General features: G+C 42.9%; 19 protein-coding genes and 7 tRNA genes. 5 read left to right on the top strand and 21 right to left on the bottom strand.

Annotated elements, in window-relative coordinates:
* Genes H0W44_07790 through H0W44_07780 form a run of 3 tightly spaced genes read right to left on the bottom strand, consistent with a single transcriptional unit; the run spans position 1 to position 4,544 of the window.
* Positions 1-1,380, bottom strand: a complete 1,380-nt coding sequence (locus tag H0W44_07790) for an ABC transporter permease (protein MBA3582331.1) — start codon at positions 1,378-1,380, stop codon at positions 1-3.
* A gap of 12 nt (positions 1,381-1,392) precedes the next feature.
* Positions 1,393-2,370, bottom strand: coding sequence for an ABC transporter permease (locus H0W44_07785; GenBank protein MBA3582330.1), 978 nt, complete (start codon positions 2,368-2,370; stop codon positions 1,393-1,395).
* The gene (locus H0W44_07780) at positions 2,367-4,544 is read right to left on the bottom strand and encodes an ABC transporter substrate-binding protein (protein MBA3582329.1); all 2,178 of its coding nucleotides are present in this window, start codon (positions 4,542-4,544) and stop codon (positions 2,367-2,369) included. Before H0W44_07780 ends, H0W44_07785 begins: the two co-directional genes overlap by 4 nt.
* A 121-nt stretch (positions 4,545-4,665) precedes the next feature.
* On the opposite strand from H0W44_07780, the gene H0W44_07775 reads away from it, so the two are divergent.
* Entirely contained in the window at positions 4,666-5,481 is an 816-nt protein-coding gene (locus H0W44_07775) for an enoyl-ACP reductase (GenBank protein MBA3582328.1), read from the top strand.
* 79 nt (positions 5,482-5,560) lie between these two features.
* On the opposite strand, the gene H0W44_07770 is transcribed toward H0W44_07775, so the two are convergent.
* The 13 genes from H0W44_07770 to H0W44_07710 form a co-directional block, all read right to left on the bottom strand.
* On the bottom strand, positions 5,561-7,495 hold the full coding sequence (locus H0W44_07770; GenBank protein MBA3582327.1) for a SurA N-terminal domain-containing protein: 1,935 nt from the start codon (positions 7,493-7,495) through the stop codon (positions 5,561-5,563).
* 190 nt (positions 7,496-7,685) lie between these two features.
* Positions 7,686-7,762: transfer RNA gene (locus H0W44_07765), tRNA-Asp, on the bottom strand.
* 6 nt (positions 7,763-7,768) lie between these two features.
* Positions 7,769-7,844 (bottom strand) — tRNA-Val (locus H0W44_07760).
* A gap of 61 nt (positions 7,845-7,905) precedes the next feature.
* On the bottom strand, positions 7,906-8,178 hold the full coding sequence (locus H0W44_07755; GenBank protein ID MBA3582326.1) for an HU family DNA-binding protein: 273 nt from the start codon (positions 8,176-8,178) through the stop codon (positions 7,906-7,908).
* Positions 8,179-8,457: 279 nt separating this feature from the next.
* Positions 8,458-10,866, bottom strand: coding sequence for an endopeptidase La (gene lon / locus H0W44_07750; protein MBA3582325.1), 2,409 nt, complete (start codon positions 10,864-10,866; stop codon positions 8,458-8,460).
* Between the two features lie 86 nt (positions 10,867-10,952).
* Positions 10,953-12,233 (bottom strand): ATP-dependent Clp protease ATP-binding subunit ClpX, encoded by a 1,281-nt coding sequence (gene clpX, locus H0W44_07745; GenBank protein MBA3582324.1) that lies wholly within the window; start codon positions 12,231-12,233, stop codon positions 10,953-10,955.
* A gap of 110 nt (positions 12,234-12,343) precedes the next feature.
* On the bottom strand, positions 12,344-12,967 hold the full coding sequence (gene clpP, locus H0W44_07740) for an ATP-dependent Clp endopeptidase proteolytic subunit ClpP (protein MBA3582323.1): 624 nt from the start codon (positions 12,965-12,967) through the stop codon (positions 12,344-12,346).
* Positions 12,968-13,015: 48 nt separating this feature from the next.
* The gene (locus tag H0W44_07735; GenBank protein ID MBA3582322.1) at positions 13,016-14,323 is read right to left on the bottom strand and encodes a trigger factor; all 1,308 of its coding nucleotides are present in this window, start codon (positions 14,321-14,323) and stop codon (positions 13,016-13,018) included.
* Positions 14,324-14,434: 111 nt separating this feature from the next.
* Positions 14,435-14,519: transfer RNA gene (locus H0W44_07730), tRNA-Leu, on the bottom strand.
* Positions 14,520-14,703: 184 nt separating this feature from the next.
* Positions 14,704-14,779, bottom strand: a tRNA-Lys gene (locus H0W44_07725).
* Positions 14,780-14,786: 7 nt separating this feature from the next.
* Positions 14,787-14,862, bottom strand: a tRNA-His gene (locus H0W44_07720).
* Between the two features lie 185 nt (positions 14,863-15,047).
* Positions 15,048-15,124, bottom strand: a tRNA-Arg gene (locus tag H0W44_07715).
* A gap of 71 nt (positions 15,125-15,195) precedes the next feature.
* Positions 15,196-15,272: transfer RNA gene (locus tag H0W44_07710), tRNA-Pro, on the bottom strand.
* Positions 15,273-15,468: 196 nt separating this feature from the next.
* Here H0W44_07710 and folD point away from each other — a divergent pair.
* Positions 15,469-16,341: a bifunctional methylenetetrahydrofolate dehydrogenase/methenyltetrahydrofolate cyclohydrolase FolD gene (gene folD, locus H0W44_07705; GenBank protein ID MBA3582321.1), complete on the top strand. Its 873-nt coding sequence runs from the start codon at positions 15,469-15,471 to the stop codon at positions 16,339-16,341.
* A 3-nt stretch (positions 16,342-16,344) separates the two neighbouring features.
* On the opposite strand, the gene H0W44_07700 is transcribed toward folD, so the two are convergent.
* Positions 16,345-17,736 (bottom strand): cysteine--tRNA ligase, encoded by a 1,392-nt coding sequence (locus H0W44_07700; GenBank protein ID MBA3582320.1) that lies wholly within the window; start codon positions 17,734-17,736, stop codon positions 16,345-16,347.
* Between the two features lie 187 nt (positions 17,737-17,923).
* On the opposite strand from H0W44_07700, the gene H0W44_07695 reads away from it, so the two are divergent.
* The 3 genes from H0W44_07695 to H0W44_07685 are packed head-to-tail and all read left to right on the top strand — an operon-like array spanning position 17,924 to position 19,853.
* Entirely contained in the window at positions 17,924-18,586 is a 663-nt protein-coding gene (locus H0W44_07695) for a peptidyl-prolyl cis-trans isomerase (GenBank protein ID MBA3582319.1), read from the top strand.
* A 28-nt stretch (positions 18,587-18,614) separates the two neighbouring features.
* Positions 18,615-19,112 carry a peptidylprolyl isomerase gene (locus H0W44_07690; GenBank protein ID MBA3582318.1) on the top strand — a complete coding sequence of 166 codons (498 nt, stop codon included), beginning with the start codon at positions 18,615-18,617 and terminating at the stop codon, positions 19,110-19,112.
* Between the two features lie 21 nt (positions 19,113-19,133).
* Positions 19,134-19,853, top strand: a complete 720-nt coding sequence (locus H0W44_07685; GenBank protein MBA3582317.1) for a UDP-2,3-diacylglucosamine diphosphatase — start codon at positions 19,134-19,136, stop codon at positions 19,851-19,853.
* A 1-nt stretch (position 19,854) separates the two neighbouring features.
* On the opposite strand, the gene H0W44_07680 is transcribed toward H0W44_07685, so the two are convergent.
* From H0W44_07680 to rnc, 4 genes are read right to left on the bottom strand one after another with little or no spacing between them, the layout of a single operon-like run.
* Complete coding sequence (locus H0W44_07680; GenBank protein MBA3582316.1) at positions 19,855-20,655, bottom strand: ferritin-like domain-containing protein; 801 nt, start codon at positions 20,653-20,655, stop codon at positions 19,855-19,857.
* Positions 20,652-21,383, bottom strand: a complete 732-nt coding sequence (gene recO / locus H0W44_07675) for a DNA repair protein RecO (GenBank protein MBA3582315.1) — start codon at positions 21,381-21,383, stop codon at positions 20,652-20,654. Before recO ends, H0W44_07680 begins: the two co-directional genes overlap by 4 nt.
* Before the next feature lie 5 nt (positions 21,384-21,388).
* A complete protein-coding gene (gene era, locus H0W44_07670) occupies positions 21,389-22,294 on the bottom strand; it encodes a GTPase Era (protein MBA3582314.1) in 906 nt (301 codons plus the stop codon).
* Positions 22,291-22,959 carry a ribonuclease III gene (gene rnc, locus H0W44_07665; protein MBA3582313.1) on the bottom strand — a complete coding sequence of 223 codons (669 nt, stop codon included), beginning with the start codon at positions 22,957-22,959 and terminating at the stop codon, positions 22,291-22,293. Before rnc ends, era begins: the two co-directional genes overlap by 4 nt.
* Between the last annotated feature and the right edge of the window lie 4 nt (positions 22,960-22,963).

The raw sequence follows: 22,963 nt of genomic DNA, 5'->3' as shown, positions 1-22,963 counted from the left end.
TTACACTCGTCCACGACGCGTACGCGGATCTAAAGCGTCGCGTACTACATCAGCAAATAAATTCGCGCTGAGCACTAATCCCAGTATTGAAACAAAAGCCGCAGTTAATGACCACCAGACAACCGGCTCACGCGCCATTTCCAAGCGCGCACTATTAATCATATTGCCCCAACTGTAAGTACTAGGCTCAACGCCAATTTGAATATAAGACAACACCGCTTCTGCCAGCACTAAGCCACTAAAATCTAAAACTACCGCGATTAATACGATATGCATGACGTTCGGTAAAATATGTTTCAATAGAATTTTAAAATGAGCAACACCGCTAACACGTGCGGCAATCACATAATCCATTTCGCGCACTTTCAAGGTTTCAGCGCGCAACAATCGACACAAGCCCGTCCAGCTGGTTATACCTAAAATGAAACACAACGCCACTAAGCGCACATCAGCGCGTATTAATAAATTATCAAAACTCTCTGCATGGTTAGCCATATAGGTTTGCATGACTAATACCATTGAAGCAATCAACAGCACGCCAGGAATAGAATTCAATGTGGTATAAATAAACTGCACAAGATCATCTATCCATCCGCCAAAATAACCCGCCGCGATTCCGAACAGCAAAGAGATAGGCAGCATAATCAATGTAGTCACGGTGCCGATTACCAAACCCGTACGAATACTTTTAAGGCATTGGTATAATACATCTTCCCCTACTTGATCAGTGCCGAACACATGATATTGCGGAACGAAATTAACGACGACCGCAATCACTAAAAACAAAATTAACACTACATATAAAATTACATGCCAAGGAATATCGCTCTGGCTATTTAATATTTTTTTGATGTTATTATATTGCCAGCCACATAATTTATTAATACTCAAGATCGCAGCCAATAAAACACTCCAACATAACAATCCCCACAACACACCCAATACCGCCCGCTGCGTTATATCATTTTTATAGCGCGCGGGATCAGCAAGATGTTTACCTGCGTTCAATAAACGCGGGTAATCACGGATAACTTGACCCTTGTCATTTGACAGACTTTCTTTCGCAAAACTATAAATAGACAAAGGTGCTGAAAAGGTTTTTTCATCACTATGACGCAGCGGCGACAACACCACATCTAAGACACTGACAATATCTGCCGATGACTGAGTGTCGCTTTGGGTCGCACGGAAATGAATACAATCCAAGGTACCAATTAATAAATAGGCTAACAACAAAGTACCGCTGGCTAACGCGGTTTTACTTTGTAATACACGGCGAAACGATTCACGTAAATGACGTTTACCGCTGACGTAGACAGCCAGCACCGCCGTTACGCTTAATAAGAAAAACACTAACGCATCTGTTATTAAAATAACCATGTTTACACTCGTTTACTGCAAACGCACACGAGGATCAACCAAGGTGTAAGAAATATCGGTTAACAATAAGCCCATGACATATAAAACAGCGCCTAGAAATACCATGGAACGAACAATCGCAAAATCCTGCATTTGAATAGCGTCGATCGTATAACTGCCTAAACCTGGAATACCAAAAAATGATTCGATTAATAAACTACCCATAAACAATGTTGGCAAAATTACGACTACGCCTGTCAATATAGGAATCATGCCATTGGGCAAAATATGCGAAAACATGACTCGCCACGCAGGCAAACCTTTTGCAAACGCAGTGCGCACATAATCTTTGTCCATTTCTTCAATAAATAAAGTTCGGTACCACCGCACGCCGCCGCCAATGCCGCCAATCACACCCACTACCACCGGCAAAATAACAAAATTCCACGCTTGCAAACCGTCACCAAAACCCGAGACTGGCACTAGATGCAATACTTTAGCGAATATAAACTGACCGGCAATAATATAAAACAAACTCGAAATAGACATCAGCAACACACAAATAACCATGCCCCAATAATCTACATAACTTTGTCTAAAAAACACAAACAACAATGCCAAGGTTATGGTTACTGCCAAACCTAACAATAAAGTCGGGAGTGCGATTGCTAAACTAGGCCACATGCGCTGTCGAATATCATAAGCGATATCACGACCACTATCCGATCGACCAAAATCAAATACGAATAAAGGCAAGGCTTTTTGCGCGAAAATCGTTTGGCTTATTTTATTAAAACCAATCGCTTCAGTATTTAAAAACAATGGCAAATCATAACCCCGTTCGTGTTTCCAATTACTGATTTGTTCGGCAGTAATGCGCTTATCGCCTAAAAACACACGCGCCATATCATCCGGCGTGTTAACTACAAAAAACAATAAAAACGTCAGTAAATTCACTGTAATCAAAATAGGAATAGCGTAAAGTAAACGACGCAAAATGTAAGTCATCATAAAATCGCGCTCCGTTGCTGACGTTTATATAACCACACTACTGGTAATATAAATAAAATCAACGCTGCTAACAATAAACTTAAAGGCCAAATTCGTGCGCCGTTCCATTGCGTTCTTTTCTCTAGTCTCCGAGCTGCATCAATACGTTTATATTTGAGTGTGTTATTTGCCATGAGATTGGGTTTCACATTAGATAACCAATCATGATAAAGCACAAAACTTTTAGGATATAAACCAAAAACCCAGGGCGCGTCGCGCTGCACTAATGAATTCATCTGCGAAATAACGACGGCTCTTGCCGTATTGTCCGGCATAGATTTCATCTGTTCAAACAAACGATCAAACTGTGGGTTTTGATAATTCGCGGCATTTTCACCTTTGTGTAAGACTTTTGAGTGCGGCCCGTATAATAAAAAGAAAAAATTCTCTGGGTCAGGATAATCTGCATTCCAACCCCACATAAAAAACTGCGCGCTGCCTTTGTGCATTTTATCTTGGAAGCGATTGTAATCGGTATTACGAATAACCAAATCAATACCAATTTTTGCATATTGTTTACGTAGCCAACCCAGAAAAGCTTTTGCGTCAGGCCCAGATTGCAGCGTATCAAAATACAACAATAAAGCTTGTCCTGTTTTTGGATCTACGCCTTGCGCATATCCCGCTTTTTTCATTAATGTTTTTGCATACTCAATGGATTTTCGTTGCGGCACTAGCTCAGTTTTTTCGAAAGATGCGTTATCACTAGGCGCATCATAAACATACGGATTAATCCCCGCGATGCCTTCCTGATAACCAAACACACCGGGAGGAAGTGGGCTTTGGGCGGCGACGCCTCGGCCATTACGAAAAATGGAAATATATTCTTCCACATCAATCGCAATTGAAATAGCTTGGCGTAATAAACGTGCGCGTTCGCTGTAACCGCCGACAACTGGATCTAACATATTAAATCCAAAATAAATAATACTGCTTTCAACTGAAGTTGATAATTGAATATCTTGAGCACGCATTTCATCCGACAAGCCTGCTTCACCATTTTGAAAACTAATGGCTTGATCAAAACTATCGGACTTGATTCCCGAAGAATCAAAGTACCCTTGTAAAAATTTACTCCAGTACGGAATATTTTCTTTTTCCAAGGTAAAAATAGCTTGTTCAATAAAAGGCATAGGTTTACCCGCATCGGCTAACAAACCCAACGCTAGATCTTGTGCTTCACCTGCCGCTGGATAAATCTCTGCATGAAAGTGCGGATTTTTAACCAAACGCATCCGTTTATTGGGATTATTTTCCGCCAACATAAATGCGCCCGTTCCTACTGGATACCAGTCCAAATTAATATTGCGCTCATTCATGCCGGCTTGCGCGTATAACTTTTCCGCTTCCCACGGCATAGGCGCAAAAAAGCTCATCGCCAACCAATATTTAAATTGCGCGTAGACTCCTTTTATTCGAATCCGATAACGATACTTATCTAAGATCTCCACCCCCGCCATCGCCAATTGATGACGTTCAACCGTATCGTTAATTTGCAGAGCATGTTTTGCATATTCATCAAAGCCAACAATGTATTCACTCATTAGACCCGCAATCGGCGATTGCAAAGCAGGATCGGCTAAACGTTTAATTTGGTAAACATAATCTTCAGCCGTTAATTCGCGGGTTCCGTGTTGCGCAAAGTCATCTAAGGTATAAATATTCTTAATGGTTGCTGCATCTAATGCGTGATATAAAAAATTGCCTTGCGCATCACGCGCAAATGCGGGATGCGGCTGATAATAAATATTGGGCTGGATGTGAATTACATACTCGCTATAAGCGATGTCAGTACTCGTCATCGGCACTTCAAGATTACGTGAATTATAATAACGAATCTCGGGCAAATTAGTCGCGGTTAACGTGGTTAAACGATAAGGCCGCAATAAATAATGATACTGTAAAGGCGGTTCATAAATTTGTGCGATAAAGGTGTATTCATCAGCAGAGTAAGAACGCGCAGGATCCAAATGCTTAGGTTGTTCAGAAAAAGCACTATATAAAATAGACTGTTGGCTTTGTTCAATAGGATAAGGATTATTCCAAACCAATTTATTATTTTCATTAGCTTGATCACAGGCAACCACACATAACAATAAGCTCAGCGCTAGCAGCAACGGGACGCGATCCAACATGTTATGTAGAGGGCGATAGCCTTGCACAAGAACCTCTTCTGGTTTGTATCCGTAAGCGAACAAGCTTATCATTATGCCCACTTTATCTTTCTAAATCACAATGCATTATTAAGGAGTTACCATGGGTTTTCTGTCCGGCAAACGCGCCCTGATTGTTGGCGTGGCAAGTGATAAGTCCATTGCCTGGGGTCTTGCTCAAGCGATGCACCGCGAAGGTGCTGAGCTGGCCTTTACTTACCAAGGTGATCGTCTTAAAGATCGCGTTTACAAATTTGCCGAAGAAGTGGGCTCAACGTTAGTCGCTCCTTGCAATGTTGAAAGCGATGAGGAAATTGCCGGCGTATTTGAATACTTAGGCAAACATTGGGACGCTTTGGATATCCTTGTGCACTCTGTTGCCTTCGCTCCACAAGATCAAGTCCGTGGTGATTTTTTGGATTCTATTACTCGTGAAGGCTTCCGTATTTCTCATGACATCAGCGTGTATAGCTTGGCAGCACTCGCTAAAGCAGCAAAACCCTTGCTGGAAAAAAGCGCCGCACCCGCAGTATTAACTCTGACCTATTTAGGCGCGGAACGCGCCATTCCAAATTACAATACCATGGGTGTTGCTAAAGCGGCGTTGGAAGCAACAATGCGTTATATGGCACCTTCCTTAGGTAAATTTGGTGGCCGCGTTAACGCTATTTCTGCAGGACCCATTAAAACATTGGCGGCTTCTGGGATTGGTGGGTTTCGGAAGATTTTAGATCATGTTGCAGACACTAGCCCCTTAGGCCGTAACGTGACGCAAGAAGATGTTGGCAATGTCGGCGCTTTTTTATGTTCGGATTTAGCGGCGGGTGTCACCGGGCAAGTTATTTATGTCGATGGTGGTTACAACATTACCGGCATGAATTTACCGGAAGCGCCCAGTAAAGACAGCAAAGAAGCATAAGCCTATTTAATTACGTCCAAAAAAAAGCGCTGGTAATACAGCGCTTTTTTTATGCTTCATTGATATTATTTAAAAAATATTAACTGGTAGGCTCGCCTCGTGCACGCTCAGAAATTGTCACATCAGCATCCGCTTTTAATGCATCTAGTAATGCTTTAAATGCTAACTCACCTTCGGCCTGCGCTAAACGCTCGCGTAATTGCTTAGCTTCGCCCACATTCATCGTCGCTAAATCAGCATAATTAACAGCGTGTAGCACTAATACATATTCGCCATGCTCACCCGCGCGCAACACATTATTAACAGTAGGTTCTTTATTCGCGAGTTGTGCAGCGCTATGAAAGGCTACTTGTTTTACCGCTGCAGGTACATCAGTCGTTTCCCGCCGTACTGCATTACGCGTTTCCAGTTTTGCCGCATTGTTTTTCGCAACCACAGCAAGCGCATTGCCAGCTTGTAACTCTTTAACGGCCGTTGCCGCTACCTGCTTAGCTTTTGCCCACGCTAAGTCTTGTTTAAGCTGAGCAAACACTTTTGATTTTGCTTCTTGCAAACTTTCAACTCGACTAGGGTTGTATTGCTTAACGCGTAAAACCAACACACGGCCATCGGGTAATTCTATAACTTCCGAATTTTCGCCGCCCGTTAATACACGGTCTGTAAAAATGCTCGCACGTACTACTGGATACTGAGCAACAGCAGCACCCATATCGCGAGTAACATCAGAAACTTCTTGCAAAGGTGCGTCTAATGCTTCGGCGACTGGCGCCAACGAATCAGGAGTTTCATAACTTACCGTGCGCAAAATATTCAAACGATCGTAAAACAGTGTTTCTGCTTGTTGTTGGCGTAATTGCGCGGCTAATTCATCACGTACTGATTCGTAAGGAGTTTTTTCTCCACCACTAACTGCATCCAACCGCACGATATGAAAACCAAATTGAGTGCGGATGACGTCGCTAATATCGCCGGCTTTTGCTAAGCCATACACAGCGTCTTCAAAAGGTTTAACCATTGCGCCTTTGCGTACTATGCCTAAAGCACCGCCATTAACCGCTGAACCTGGATCCATGGATTTTTCTTTGGCTAATGCAGCAAAATCAGCGCCCGATTTTAAAGAAGCCGCCAGCGCATCAATTTCAGCGCGTTTTGCCGCTACTGCAACTTCATCTGCATCAGCAGGTACTTGGATAAGAATATGGCTCGCTTGACGTTCGCTTTCGCTAACATAATTACCTGCCGCAACGGCTGCATCATACGTTGCTCGCACTTCTTGCTCAGTGACCGCCGCTGTTTGCGCAAAACTGGCTTTATCCAATTCAATATATTGCACACTTGCTGTTTCGGTAGTTATGAATTTATTTTTATTTTTTTCGTAATAACTTTGTACATCGTTTTCACTGGGATTAATGCCCGTTAAAAAACGTTCTACTGGAAAATGGAGATAAGAAAAATCGCGCGTCTGATATTGCAAACGTACTATCTCTTTCAATTTCGCTTCCGCAACAAAACTGGTGTCAACAATGCCGCGGCTGAGTTGATTCATGCGAATGTTATTAGCAACGCTTTCTTCAAATTGTTTAACTGTTAAACCTTGGCTAACTGCAAACGATTCGAAGAGTGCACGACTAAACGCATTCTCCATTCTAAACTGAGGATCATTAACAATGCTTTGCGCTAATTCCGTTGCACCTACTCGAAAACCAGCGCGCGTTACCACATCTTCTAAAACAGCACGATTAACGAATTGATCAATTACACTTTCACGCAATTTAGGTTCAATGCCTTCGGGCAATTGATCGTTCAACATTTGCATCAAACGCGAACGCTCACTGTTTAATGTTTGCTCAAAAACGGCTTGGCTGATTTTTTTATCTGCTACTTGTACAGCAACATCTTCAGGCGAATTACCTAAATACTCAGAAACGCCCCAGAGCGTAAAAGGAATCGCGATCAAAATCACGATTACCCATGCAAACAACCCCTTCACTCGATCATGAATTGCCAACAACATAATTTTTCTCGCTTATATGTCATCCCATGAAACATTTGTATCATGACAAGACAAAATTAATATGAATGTTCACCAACGTTAAGGCGGGGTATATAAAGCACCCAACTGAAACGGCAGCGCATTTTAACGTAAGCTGAAATTGAATGTGCAATAAAAAAGCGCCCTTGCGAGGCGCTTATCTATCAATAGGTGGCGGAGTGGACGGGACTTGAACCCGCGACCCCCGGCGTGACAGGCCGGTATTCTAACCAGCTGAACTACCACTCCGCAATTTGGTGGGTGCTGTAGGGCTCGAACCTACGACCCTCGCCTTGTAAGGGCGATGCTCTACCAGCTGAGCTAAGCACCCTACCCACTTTCAAGCCATCACTGAACAAATTTAAACTTTAAACCCGCCCAGCGAAGGCGCGCTAGTTTACGGCATCCTTCAAGCCTTTGCCAGCTTTGAAACTTGGAATATTTGCAGCGGCAATATTCAAGGCTTCACCAGTACGCGGATTACGACCAGTACGTGCTTCGCGTGTACGCATCAAGAATGTACCAAAGCCAGTGATGGCAACTTGATCGCCTGCTTTTAAAGCATTGGTTACTACGGTCAACATTGCTTCAACCGCTTTGCTTGCATCAGTTTTTGAGATGCTCGCAGCTTCTGCAACTGCATCAATAAATTCGGTCTTTTTCATTACGATATAATCCTTATCGGGTGTTAATGTTAACCAACTGCTGTTATTCACATCTCACAAAATTATTGCGCACGATACAAAGAAATTTCTTATAAAAAAATTTTCTAACAGTATCTACATTTAGTTCAGATGCGTTCGCAGCTCCAAAACTACCAAAGCCCTGTGTTCAGTTTCGTAACTGTCGCATTCCTTGCGAATTATAAATACGTGGGAAGTTTACACTATGTAACAGGCTAAACGTCAACAGAGTCTCGCTATTTGGCGGGACTCTTTTTACGTTTAATGAGGCAATACTATTTGCTCTTTTGTTTGATCTGTGTCTGGTTTAACACTTTCAACATTTTTCTGCCCTTCGTCTAAAGGCATTGGTTTACGAATAAGTGCAAGTTCTAACACTTCGTCAATCCAACGCACCGGACGAATTTCTAATTTAGAAGTTATGTTTTTAGGAATCTCGCTTAAATCTTTTTTATTTTCTTCCGGAATTAAAACGGTTTGTATGCCACCACGCAAAGCAGCCAATAATTTTTCTTTCAATCCACCGATCGGCAATACTTCACCACGTAAGGTAATTTCGCCGGTCATAGCTACATCAGCGCGCACCGGAATACCGGTTAACGCTGACACAATGGTGGTACACATGCCGATACCTGCACTCGGACCATCTTTAGGTGTTGCGCCTTCGGGAACGTGCACGTGAATATCGCGCTTTTCATAAAAGTCTGCACTAATACCTAAACTCGCAGCGCGTGAACGTACAACGGTCATAGCCGCAGTAATCGATTCCTGCATGACTTCGCCCAACTGTCCTGTATAAGTAGTTTTACCTTTACCTGGAACAACTGCGGCTTCAATAGTTAATAATTCACCACCCACTTCGGTCCACGCTAAACCGGTAACTTGGCCAATACGATCTTCTTCTTCAGCCTTACCATAACGAAAACGTTGTACGCCTAAATATTTTTCTAACGAAGCTGGCGTTATATTAACTGCGGTTTCTTTTTGTTTTTGTAACAATTGCTTAATGACTTTGCGACAGATTTTAGAAATTTCGCGTTCCAGATTGCGCACACCTGCTTCACGTGTGTAATAACGAATCACATCCAGCAAAGCCGCATCGGAAATAGTAAGCTCATTCGCTTTAACACCATTATTTTTTATCTGCTTAGGCACCAGATATTTTTTAGCGATATTAAGCTTTTCATCTTCGGTATAACCCGGAATGCGAATAACTTCCATGCGATCCAATAAAGGACCGGGGATATTCATGCTATTAGACGTTGCCACAAACATAACATCGGATAAATCGATATCGACTTCCATGTAATGATCGCTGAAAGTATTGTTTTGTTCGGGATCTAACACTTCTAATAAAGCAGAAGATGGATCACCGCGAAAATCCATCGCCATCTTGTCGATCTCATCCAACAAGAACAAAGGATTACGCGTGCCAATTTTTGCTAAATTTTGCACAATCTTGCCGGGCATAGAACCAATATATGTACGGCGATGACCACGAATTTCAGCTTCATCACGCACACCACCTAAAGACATACGCACAAACTTGCGATTAGTTGCGCGCGCAATAGATCGCCCTAAAGAAGTTTTACCTACGCCAGGCGGACCTACTAAACATAAGATAGGGCCTTTTAATTTGCGCACACGTTGAGTGACTGCGAGATATTCCAAAATACGTTCTTTAACTTTTTCCAAACCAAAATGATCTTCTTCTAACACATCATTAGCGGCATTAATTTCAAGTCGAATTTTGCTGCGTTTACGCCAAGGAATGCTTAACATCCAATCAATATAATTACGCACCACCGTCGCTTCGGCAGACATAGGCGACATCATTTTAAGTTTGTTTAATTCAGTTTGTGCTTTGGCTTTGGCTTCTTTCGGCATGCCCGCGCTTTCAATTTTTTGCGTTAAATCTTCAATCTCATTTACTTCTTCATTAAGATCGCCTAACTCTTTTTGAATCGCTTTTAATTGTTCATTAAGATAATACTCGCGCTGGCTTTTTTCCATTTGCTGCTTAACACGGCCACGAATACGTTTTTCAATTTGCAAGATATCTAACTCGCCTTCGATCAAGCTCATTAAATGCTCAATACGTGCGCGCGGATCCGCAATTTCCAAAATGTGTTGTTTTTCTTCGATCTTGAGCGCCATATGCGCAGCGATGGTATCCGCCAACCGCGAAGCTTCATCAATACCCGCAAGCGACGTTAAAATTTCGGGCGGAACATTTTTATTCAATTTCACGTATTGCTCAAATAAACTCATAATCGAACGCGTGAGCACTTCTAATTCACGTTCATCTAGAGTATCGCTTTCAGGTAAAGCTTCTACTTTAGCCGCAAAAAACTGGCCCTCTTCCACAAGATCGGTAATTTCAGCACGCTCAGTACCTTCCACTAATACTTTAGTGGTGCCTCCAGGTAATTTAAGCAATTGCAAAATTGTTGCTAAAGTACCTACGCGATAAACATCATCTTTACCGGGATCATCAACATCCGCACTCTTTTGTGCGACTAATAAAATTTTCTTATTAGCGGCCATCGCCACATCCAACGCTTCAATGGATTTCTCGCGACCCACTAATAAAGGAATAACCATGTGCGGATACACGACCACATCACGCAAGGGCAGCAAAGGAATGTAATTATCGCGTCGTGTTGTCATAAATGCCTCTGTTCAATCCATCACGCCAACGACGTGATTAGATGTGATATGGGGGACGACTGCGTGCTTTTCAAGCACGCAGCGCATTATTCGGCGGAAGCGGCTTTCTTATATTCAACGCCGCCTTCATACAAGATATAAGGTTTAGCGTCGCCCTTAATAACGGCCTCATCAATTACCACTTTAGAGACATTTTCTAAAGAAGGGAGTTCATACATAATATCGAGCAATACATTTTCTAAAATTGTACGCAGACCACGTGCGCCGGTTTTACGATCCATGGCCTTACGCGCCACGGCATATAAAGCTTCTTCACGAAATTCTAGACTGCAATCTTCCATATCAAAGAGTTTTTGATATTGTTTAACGATAGCATTTTTAGGTTCTAACAAAATTTGCACTAGCGCTTCTTCACTCAACTCAGTCAAAGTCGCAACTACGGGTAAACGTCCGACAAATTCAGGAATCAAACCATATTTAATTAAATCTTCTGGTTCCACCGTGTGCAAAATATCGCCCACATTCCGTTTATTGTCTTTGCTTTTTACTTCCGCAGAAAAACCAATACCGCCCTTTTCGGAGCGATCTAAAATAACTTTATCTAATCCCGCAAAAGCTCCACCACAAATAAATAAAATATTCGACGTGTCTACTTGTAAAAATTCTTGTTGCGGATGCTTACGTCCGCCTTGCGGTGGTACCGATGCAACAGTGCCTTCGATTAATTTCAGCAAAGCTTGTTGGACGCCTTCGCCAGAAACATCCCGCGTGATTGAGGGATTGTCAGACTTACGTGAAATCTTGTCGATTTCATCGATGTAAACAATACCGGTCTGGGCTTTTTCTACATCGTAATCGCATTTTTGTAATAATTTTTGAATAATATTTTCAACGTCTTCGCCCACATAACCCGCTTCAGTTAATGTGGTGGCATCCGCGATTGTAAATGGCACGTTTAATAAACGCGCTAAGGTTTCAGCTAACAACGTTTTGCCGGAACCAGTAGGTCCAATAAGCAAAATATTGCTTTTGGCTAGCTCAATAGTGTCACGCTGATTACGTGTTTCTAAACGTTTGTAATGGTTATATACCGCAACGGCCAAAACTTTTTTTGCACGCTCTTGGCCAATGACGTATTCATCAAGAATTTCACGAATTTCGACAGGTTTGGGCAAACTAGCGCCACTTAAAGTACCTTGTTCTTGTAATTCTTCGCGAACAATATCGTTGCACAGATCTACACATTCATCACAAATAAAGACCGACGGCCCCGCAATTAATTTGCGGACTTCGTGTTGGCTTTTGCCGCAGAAAGAGCAATACAACAATTTGCTATTATCGTGGGTATTGCGTGTGTCATCGGTCATTTTGCATTCTCGTACGCAGTAAAGTCTGTTCCGATTGTTGAGCTAACAGCCTGCACTGTCAACAAAACACGCTAGAAAACTATAAATTGAGCAGAAATTAACCAGCCAACTTATGCGGTCTTTTCCGTAAGCAATGATTCGCGATGCGTTAGCATTTTATCAATCAAACCATAACTCACGGCTTCTTCGGTGTTCATGAAGTTATCGCGCTCAGTGTCATGTCTAATCTTATCGACCGGTTGACCTGTATGATTAGCCATAATTTGATTTAAACGTTCGCGAGTTTTGAGGATTTCACGCGCATGAATATCGATATCGGTCGCTTGACCTTGATAACCACCCAAAGGTTGATGAATCATCATGCGGGAATTAGGCAATGCAAAACGTTTACCTTTAGCGCCACCGGTTAGCAAAAATGCGCCCATACTGGCCGCCATACCAATACATAAAGTACTAATATCCGGTTTAATAAATTGCATAGTGTCGTAAATAGACATACCAGCGCTGACTGAGCCCCCAGGTGAATTAATATACAAGGCAATGTCTTTGTCTGGATTTTCAGATTCTAAAAACAACATCTGAGCAACTACCAGATTGGCCATATAGTCTTCCACTGGACCAACTAAAAAAATCACGCGTTCTTTGAGCAATCGCGAATAAATATCGTAAGCCCGTTCACCGCGTGCGCTTTGTTCTACCACCATCGGTACTAAACCAACGTTCTGTTCTGGCATCCACACTTTGCTCATAAGCATTAAACTCCGTTAGGCCCGCAGGCGCTATTATTTGCTAGCTTGGTTGGCTTTCGTAAGGGCATCAAAGTCCATCGCTTTTTCACTGACTTTCGCTTGCGCCAAAATCCATTCCACTACAGTGGCCTCTAAAACACCGGCCTCGATACTTTGCAGTAAACGCGGATTGTTATAGTAATACTGCACTATTTGTTCCGGTTGACCATAATTCGCGGCTAATAATTCAACTTCTGCGCGTACTTTAGCAGGGTCAGACTTTAAATCATGCTGCTTTACTACTTCAGCAATAATCAAGCCCAATAACACCCGACGCGTTGCTTCTTCTTGATAAGGCTCGCGGGGCAACTGATTTGCTTGTAAGTCTTTAATGCCCATGCGCGAAAGTGATTGTTCTTGCAAATATTGGATCTCTTGATCAACCATGACTGCCGGGACATCAAACGTATGAATTTCGGCTAAGCCATTCATGACTTGTTTTTTAATGAAGGCTTCCCGATTTTGTTTAAGCTCACGCTCCATATGTTCGCGCAAATCTTGTTGTAGTTTTTCTACACCACCTTCTTCAATACCGAATGATTTCACAAATTCTGCATTCACTTCAGGCAAGCGCTGCTCGCTTACTTCATAAACTTTTACTTTGAAAACAGCTTTTTTACCTTGTAGCTCAACATTCGCATAATCTTTCGGGAAAGTAACTTTCACTTCGCGCTCATCGCCGGCTTTTAAGCCTTTTAATTGTTCTTCAAAGCCTTCGATTAAACGACCACTACCAATTTGCATTGGCACTTTTTCGCCTTTACCGCCATCAAATAATTCACCATCAATGCTGCCTTCAAAATCAATTAAAACTTGATCGTCTTGTTGTGAAGCGCGTGTCACTACTTCAAACGTGGCGCGCTGTTTACGCAAATTATCGAGTAATTTATCAATATCAACGGCTTGAATATCTACAAGCGGTTTTTCAACTTTAAGTTTTTTGAAATCGCCCAATTTTACGTCGGGGTAAATTTCAAACACGGCTGTATATTTAACATCTTGGCCGGGTATTAAGGGCTCTGGTTGAATTTGCGGTCTACCTGCAGGCCGCAATTTCTCGCTAGCAACCGCTTGGCCGTAACTACGCTCAATCATGTCCGACAATACTTCTTGTTGAATGCCAGCGCCGTAACGTTGTTGCACCACTTTCAAAGGCACTTTGCCAGCCCGAAAACCATCCACCCGCGCACTTTTAGCGGCGGATTGTAATTTCGCATCGTAGGCTTGTTGATATTGCTGCGCCGGCAATTGCACCGTCAATTTACGTTCTAAACCTTTACTAGTTTCCACCCGAGTTTGCATCTAACACCTCAACAATGAACCGATTACCCATCGGTCTGAACTGAGACGGCCGACGCCATCTCTTTAATTTAACTAAAAAAATCCGCCCCTACAGACGGATAAAATACACCATGGTGCGAAAGGAGAGACTCGAACTCTCACCCCTTACGGGACTGGAACCTAAATCCAGCGCGTCTACCAATTCCGCCACTATCGCGACACCGGGGCGCATTTTACAACATTCTGCGGCTTTAAACGTAACGACGTACATATAGAAATACAGATAAGAAAAATATCCATTCATGAATAAATCCTTATCAAAATAGCGGGTATGTAAAACAAAGATAGCCAGACGCCGCAGCTGCTGCGACGCCTGATATTCATTACAAGGAATGAGAATTTGGTGGGCTGTGTGGGACTCGAACCTACAACCAATTGATTAAGAGTCAACTGCTCTACCAATTGAGCTAACAGCCCGGAAAAATGGGGTGAACGATGGGGCTCGAACCCACGACCACCGGAATCACAATCCGGGGCTCTACCAACTGAGCTACGCTCACCACTGCAGATAGGCGCGCATTCTAACGTCTCTTTGGGTTGCTGGCGAGTCTTGTACAAACGTAATTAAAATCTGGTAGCGCAATTATATAAGAACCAAGTATTCGGACTATTTTTAAAGCGCTCTCTTCTAAACCTAATATTGATAGATTTTGCGACACACTATTTGAATATTGGGCAACCAAGATGGTGCGCCCGGCAGGACTCGAACCTGCTACCCTCGGCTTAGAAGGCCGATGCTCTATCCAGATGAGCTACGGGCGCGCACAGGAATTGTACCCAGATTGCGCTGATACGTAATGATTCGACGAATGAATATTGATGATGAAGAAAAGTGGTCGGGGCAGAGGGATTCGAACCCACGACCCTCTGCTCCCAAAGCAGATGCGCTACCAGGCTGCGCTATACCCCGACAAGATACCGTCTATACCGAATTACAGTAGTGACGCCAGCGGCGGCGATCATACGCAGCAGTCGCGAACAGGTCAAACCGTATCTACATTAATTCATCGTCAAATTTATACTTTCATAAGTCCATAGGTTGTCGCTAGCCAAAGCCCCATGCGACAATCGCGCCCGCTCGCGATCATTGACCTTTTGGAAAGCACATGTCTACTCACGTACTTGCGAATATTATTGATGGTAAAAAAGTCGCTACTGAAATACGACAAGACATTCGCAGTGCCGTAGAAACGCATATACAACTAGGTCGGCGGCGTCCCGGTTTAGCGGTGGTATTGTTAGGTAATGATGCGGCTTCGCAAGTCTATGTCAGCCACAAAAAACGCGCCTGCGAAGAAGTCGGCGTGGTTTCCAAAAGCTTTGATTTACCTAGCGATACTAGCGAGCAAACGTTGCTCGCGTTAATTGATGAATTGAATAACGATACGCACATCGATGGTATTTTGGTGCAGCTGCCTTTGCCTGCGCATATTAACGCCCATCTCGTGACCGAACGCATTTTGCCCAGCAAAGATGTAGATGGTTTTCATCCTTATAATATAGGTCGTTTAGTCCAACGCATTCCTGCCTTACGCCCCTGCACACCTTACGGCATTATGTTATTGCTAGAAAAAACCGGCGTTAAACTCGCCGGCAAAGAAGCATTAGTCGTGGGTGCATCGAATATTGTGGGTAGACCCATGGCATTAGAATTATTACTGGCGGGTGTAACCGTCACCATCGCTCATCGCTTTACTGAAGATCTCGCGACTAAAGTCGCACGCGCCGATATTGTAGTGGCCGCTGTTGGTAAACCCGACTTAGTGAAAGGCGATTGGATAAAACCAGGCGCGATTGTGATTGATGTGGGCGTTAATCGTTTAGCAGATGGGCGTTTAGTGGGTGATGTGGAATATGCGCGCGCCATTCAACGCGCGGCTTGGATCACGCCCGTACCCGGCGGTGTGGGTCCGATGACAGTAACCTGTTTATTAAAAAACACTTTGCAAGCGTATGAACAAAATCAAAAAAACAAATAATAGCTAACCGCGTCGCCAACGCGTCAGCTGTGCGTCATCTTCTAAAATAATGCCTGCTGCCACTAATTGACCTCTCAATCGATCTGCTTCTGCCCAGTTTTTAGCAACGCGCGCAGCATTACGCTGTGCAATTAAATCATTTATAAGCTCATCACTTAAAGAATGGATCGCATTAACAGAGCCCACCCGCAAATAATCATCGGGCATTTGTTGTGCAATACCTAAATATTTTGCCAATTCAATTAACAAACCCGCTGCTTGCCCAACCCGTGCATCATTCATTTCGCGCAATTTATTAATTTCACGCGCAACATCAAACAATACGGCGATCGCTAGAGGCGTATTAAAGTCATCATCCATCGCTTCAATAAAACGTTGTCGATATTCAACGCCGAAATTATTGGCGGGTTCTGCGACCACATCGCGCAAAGCCGTGTACAAACGGGTTAATGCCGCACGTGCATTATCTAATTGTTCTTCACCGTAATTCAGCGCGCTGCGATAATGGCTATTCAAAATAAAAAAGCGTACTTCTTCACCTTGATAGTGTTTTAATACTTCGCGAATTGTAAAAAAATTATTTAATGACTTCGACATCTTTTCTTCATTGACGCGCACAAAACCGTTATGCAGCCAATAATTCACATATTTATGGCCATTACATGCTTCACTTTGCGCGATTTCATTTTCATGATGTGGAAATTGCAAATCTTGCCCGCCGCCATGAATGTCAAAATGTCCGCCTAATATTTCCCGCGACATCGCTGAGCATTCTATATGCCAACCAGGCCGTCCAGCTCCCCACGGCGATGGCCAAGAAGGCTCGCCAGGTTTAGCGCTTTTCCATAAAACGAAATCTAAAGGATTCCGTTTTTGTTCTTCAATTTCGACGCGCGCGCCCGCTTGTAATTCATCTAATTTTTTACCGGATAACTTGCCATAACCCGCGAATGAATTAACTGCATAATAAACATCACCATTCTGCGCTGGATAAGCATGTCCTTTTGCAATGAGGGTTTGTACCATATCGACAATGCCCGACAAATGTTCGGTCGCTTTCGGCTCATGATTAGGCCGTAATACACCTAAAGCATCTGCGTCTTCATACATGGCATCAATAAAGCGCGTGGTTAGCGTTTGCATGGTTTCGTTATTTTCTTGTGCACGCTTAATAATTTTGTCATCAATGTCAGTAATATTACGCACATACGTAACATCATAACCCTGCGCTTGCAGATAACGATAAATCGCATCAAACACTACCATTACCCGTGCATGGCCAATATGACAGTAGTCGTATACGGTCATTCCACAGACATACATCCGAATTTTACCCGGCTCAATGGGGATAAAAACTTCTTTGCGTTTCGTGAGACTGTTGTGAACGGTCAGCATAATGAGTACCTAGAGCTAGCAAAGCTGAAATAATAGGCATAAGAATTCATGGCGGGCCGCGATAATAACTGAAAAAGCCAGTATGGCCTAGAGCCGGCCCCACGCTTCCGGTATAATTACGCCCCAATCTCGTGAACTTTGCGCAATGCGCAACAACACATCTTTTCATTATTTTGCTGAGGTCAGTATGCGTAAATTATTAATGATTATTGCTTACGTTTGCTTAAATTGCGCTTATGCGCAAGCAGCGGAGCCATCAAGCAATTTGCCACAAGTGGTTTTCCATACCAACAAAGGTGATATTCGAATTGAATTATTCGCGGAACAAGCGCCTGTTAGTGTTAAAAACTTTTTACAATACGTTGACGATGGCTTTTATAAAGACACCGTTTTTCATCGTGTGATTCCTGGATTTGTTATTCAAGGCGGCGGGTTTAATACCCAGTATCAACAAAAACCCACGCGCGCCCCTATTGTCAATGAAGCGGATAATGGCCTGAAAAATAATCGCGGCACTTTATCAATGGCGCGATCAGGCAATCCGCATTCTGCTACTTCGCAATTTTTTATTAGCTTACAAGACAATGCTGCACTCGATTACACCGCGAAAAACTCTCAAGGCTGGGGTTATGCGGTATTTGGCCGAGTAGTCAGCGGCTTAGAGGTTGTTGATGCTATTGCTGCAATACCGACTACAAATATCAACGCAATGATGCGCGATGTGCCCAGCGAAGCGATTGTTGTAACGCATGCAGAGCGCGTAAGCGATACCACTAAAAAGAAAAACACTAAAGCCGCGCCCACTACAACAGCTCCGGTCGAAAAAAACATTCCCACGCAAATTCCATAATCCATCATTATTAGAGAGAAAATAAACAATGGTTACTTTTCATACCAATCATGGCGCAATCAAAATTGAATTATTTACCGAACAAGCACCTGAAACTTGCGCTAATTTTATTAATTACGTGCGCAATGGCTTTTATGAAAATACATTATTTCATCGCGTCATTCCCAATTTCATGATTCAAGGCGGCGGTTTTGCGCCAGGCATGAAACAAAAACCCACGCAGACGTCCGTGCGCAACGAAGCTGATAATGGCATCGAAAATGAAATAGGCACCTTAGCAATGGCGCGCACTTCCGATCCGCATTCGGCCACTGCACAATTTTTTATTAATGTTAAAAGCAATGACTTCTTAAATTACAAAGCATCAACACCACAAGGCTGGGGTTATTGCGTCTTCGCCAAAGTGATTGAAGGCATGGATGTAGTCAACAAAATAGTCAAAGTTCCTACGGCCCAAAAAAATGGGCATGGCGACGTACCTGTTGACGACGTTATTATCGAACGCGTTGAATACTCGGAAGCATAAGTTAGCAAATACCCTTTCTTAATGACCGCCACTTATTTTATTTCTGATTTACATTTAGACCCAACGCGCCCAGACATCTTGGCGCGTTTTGGGCAATTCCTGAACAACATTCGTCACGATGCAAACGGTTTATATATTCTTGGCGATTTTGTCGAATATTGGATTGGCGATGATGACACTGAACATGGTTTAGATGTTAGCTTCGAAGAATTAAAACAATTTGCCGGCAAGGTTCCAACTTATTTAATGCATGGCAACCGAGATTTTCTGATAGGCCAAGATTTTGTCACACGCTATCAACTTACTTTATTGCCTGATCCCACTATCATTAATTTATACGGACAAAATACTTTATTGATGCACGGCGATCTTTTATGCACCGACGATATCAAATACCAAGAATTTCGAAAAATGGTGCGCAACCCCAATTGGCAAACTGAAGTTCTCAATAAAAGCTTAGCCGAGCGACGTGCGCTAGTTGAACAATTACGCGCCATCAGCAAAAAAGAAACTAGCGGAAAAGCTGAAGACATTATGGACGTGAATAATGCAGCCGTTACAAACGCGCTAATCCAACATAACACAGCGCAACTTATTCATGGTCACACGCACCGCGCCAAAATACATAACATGAATTTGCCTAATATGACGGCGACGCGGATTGTATTGCCTGATTGGTATACTAGCGGTGGTTATTTGCGCGTTGATGCCAGCAATGGCGCTGTGCTGCATAGCCTATAAATCAAGACAAGGCATTAAGCCTTTGAATTTCTTGTTCACTAAAACCGGCTAAACGCCGCGCACGGTCATTAAAAGGACCACGTAAAGAACCGCGCATATACTCTTGAATCAAATCAAAAAATACCGTTTCCGGATTTAAATTGCGCTGCTCGCAACAATAAACAAACCAACGACTGCCAATTTCCACATGACGAATTTCTTCTGTATAAATCAAACTTAATACTGCCGCAGCCTGGGGGTCACCCGCACGTTCACAGTCAGCAATCATTTTAGGCGTCACATCTAAACCCCGCGCTTCCATTACTCGCGGCACCAATGCCATGCGTACTAACACATCGTGATCCGTTCTGAGAGTCATATCCCACAAGCCATCATGCCCAGGAAAATCACCATACTGTGCAGAATATTTTTCCAAATAAACACACACCGCACGAAAATGTTTTACTTCTTCTGATGCAACGCTTAACCAATCACCATAATAATCATCGGGCATGTCACGAAATCTATAGGCCGCATCTAATGCCAAATTAATCGCATTAAATTCTATATGCGCAATCGCATGCATAAACACGATACGACCTTGCTCCGTAAAAATAGAGCGTTTAGTTAATTCGCGCGGATGCACTAATGAAGGCTTTAAAGGACGCCCCACTTTTTCTAAACGTTGTGGATGGCTATTCGCAGCCCGCGACAATAAACCAGCGTGCCACGCTAAAACAATTTCATCCGTCATCTGACACTTTTTAAACGGATCCGTGCACAATAAAGCATTTTCTAATTGATCATATAAAACATTATTCATACATCAACATCGCTACGACGAAATAAAGTCCTTGTTTGCAATACTTTGCCGGCCAAATGATAATTTAAAACGTAGCGCATTAAGCGCTTCATTTCTTGCAGGCAATTAATATCATTGTAATCATCTTCTAATAATGCTTTAACACTACGACCACTAATTTGCGGGAGCATTGAAAGTTTTGTGTCACCGCTAAAAGACATATCTATCAAACCGCGTTCGCAATCATAATAATAAGTATGCTCCGCGATCAACTGTTCACGCCCAGTATCATCCGTGGTCGTCAACAACGCCAAACCGTAACCCAATTCTTCTAATAAGCGTTTTTCAAAAAAACGCAAACGACCTTCTAAAACAATACTCGGGGATTCAAGATGTCGCACACATTGATCGTAGTCATCAAACAAAGCTTCATGCGGGTCATGTTTATGTAATAAATGCACTAACAGTTCATTTAAGTACAAGCCGCTATACATAGATACTTTGCCGATTAAACGACAGCTATAAGTAGTTTCCACTTGCGCCAAAACCGGTAACTCACCGCGCCCTGCCCAACTTAATTCGAGACATTGAAAAGGTTCAAAAACGACAGCGCGGCGCTTAGCTTGGCGCGCGCCTTTTGCAAGAATACTTAAACGGCCATGTTGGCGCGCAAAAATATCAAGAATTAAACTGGTATCGCGAAAAGGTCGAGCGTGCAGAATATAAGCGGACTGCAAGAGACTACGCATAGAGATTATTTTAATTCGTTATCGTCGTAACCTAAACTTCGTAAAGCACGCACGTCGTCTGACCAACCTTCTTTAACGCGAACCCATAACTCTAAAAACACTTTGCGTTCAAATAATTTTTCCATTGCCAAACGTGCTGCACGTCCAATATCTTTTAATTGCTGCCCTTGTTTACCTATCACCATACCTTTATGACTATCCTTTTCTACCCAAATAACCGCAGCAATCCGATATAACGCACCGTCTTCAACAAACTGTTCAATCTCCACCGCAATGGAATACGGCAACTCTTCTTGCATACGATGAAATATTTGTTCGCGCACGCGTTCAGCTGCCAAAAAACGCATGCTTTTATCCGTTATTTGATCTGCGTCATACAATAATTCACCAATCGCTAATTGTTGCGTAATAGCCGCGACTAATTGTTCGACGCCATCACCTTTCTTAGCTGACAACGGTACAATTGCAACAAAAGAATAAAACGCGTTTAATTTTTCTATAAATGGCAGCAATTCTAATTTGTCATTTAATAAATCAATTTTATTTACCGCAGCGATCACCGGACAATTAATCGCTTTAATATGCGTCAACAATGCATCTTCTTCTTCCGTCCAGCGACCAGCTTGAATCAACCACACCACTGCATCGACATCATGCAAACTGCTCAACGCCGCTTTGTTCATATAATGATTAATGGCTTTTTTTTCACCGATATGAAAACCCGGAGTATCAACAAACACCAACTGCGCATGTTCTGTGGTATGAATACCTAACAAACGATGCCGGGTAGTTTGTGGTTTCGGTGAAGCAATACTTATAGGCTGACCAATAATAACATTAAGTAAAGTCGACTTGCCGGTATTAGGACGGCCAATTAATGTTACTAAACCACTACGAAAATTATCTGTCACTTAAGATCCTGCAATTGTTGAAGAATTTTTTCAGCGGCAACTTGTTCAGCAATGCGACGACTACGACCTTCGCCCTCCGCTGTCAGCTGCTGCTCAGATAAAAAACAGCGAACACAAAATAACTGCTCATGCGGTTTGCCGCGTGCCCACACTAACTCATATTCTGGCAATAACGAACCGCGGCCTTGCAGCCATTCTTGTAATTGTGTTTTAGGATCTTTTTGGGCTTGTATATCAGGCAACTGAGTTAAACGCTGACCGTATAAATTCAAGATCAGGGCTTGGGCTGCGGCAAAGCCACCGTCGAGAAATACAGCACCGATAATGGCTTCTACCGCATCGGCCAAAATAGATTCACGCCTAAAACCGCCGCTTTTTAATTCACCAGGACCTAAACGCAAACACTCACCCAGATTTAAATCTTTGGCAATGTCTGCTAGTGCCTGCTCATTCACTAAGCTTGCGCGCAAACGACTTAATTCGCCTTCCGCAGCTAACGGTTTTTGCTGATAAATAGCATGTGCGATAACACAACTAAGTATGCTGTCACCAATAAACTCTAAACGTTCGTAATTTTGACTAGCAGCACTTCTATGGGTTAGCGCTTGTTCAAACAAATCAGCTTTATTAAATTGATAATTCAATTTAATACTTAATCCACCCAAAGAC

Source organism: Gammaproteobacteria bacterium, from assembly GCA_013817245.1.
Taxonomy (GTDB): domain Bacteria; phylum Pseudomonadota; class Gammaproteobacteria; order HTCC5015; family HTCC5015; genus JACDDA01.
This window is presented reverse-complemented; position numbering and strand designations above follow the sequence as displayed.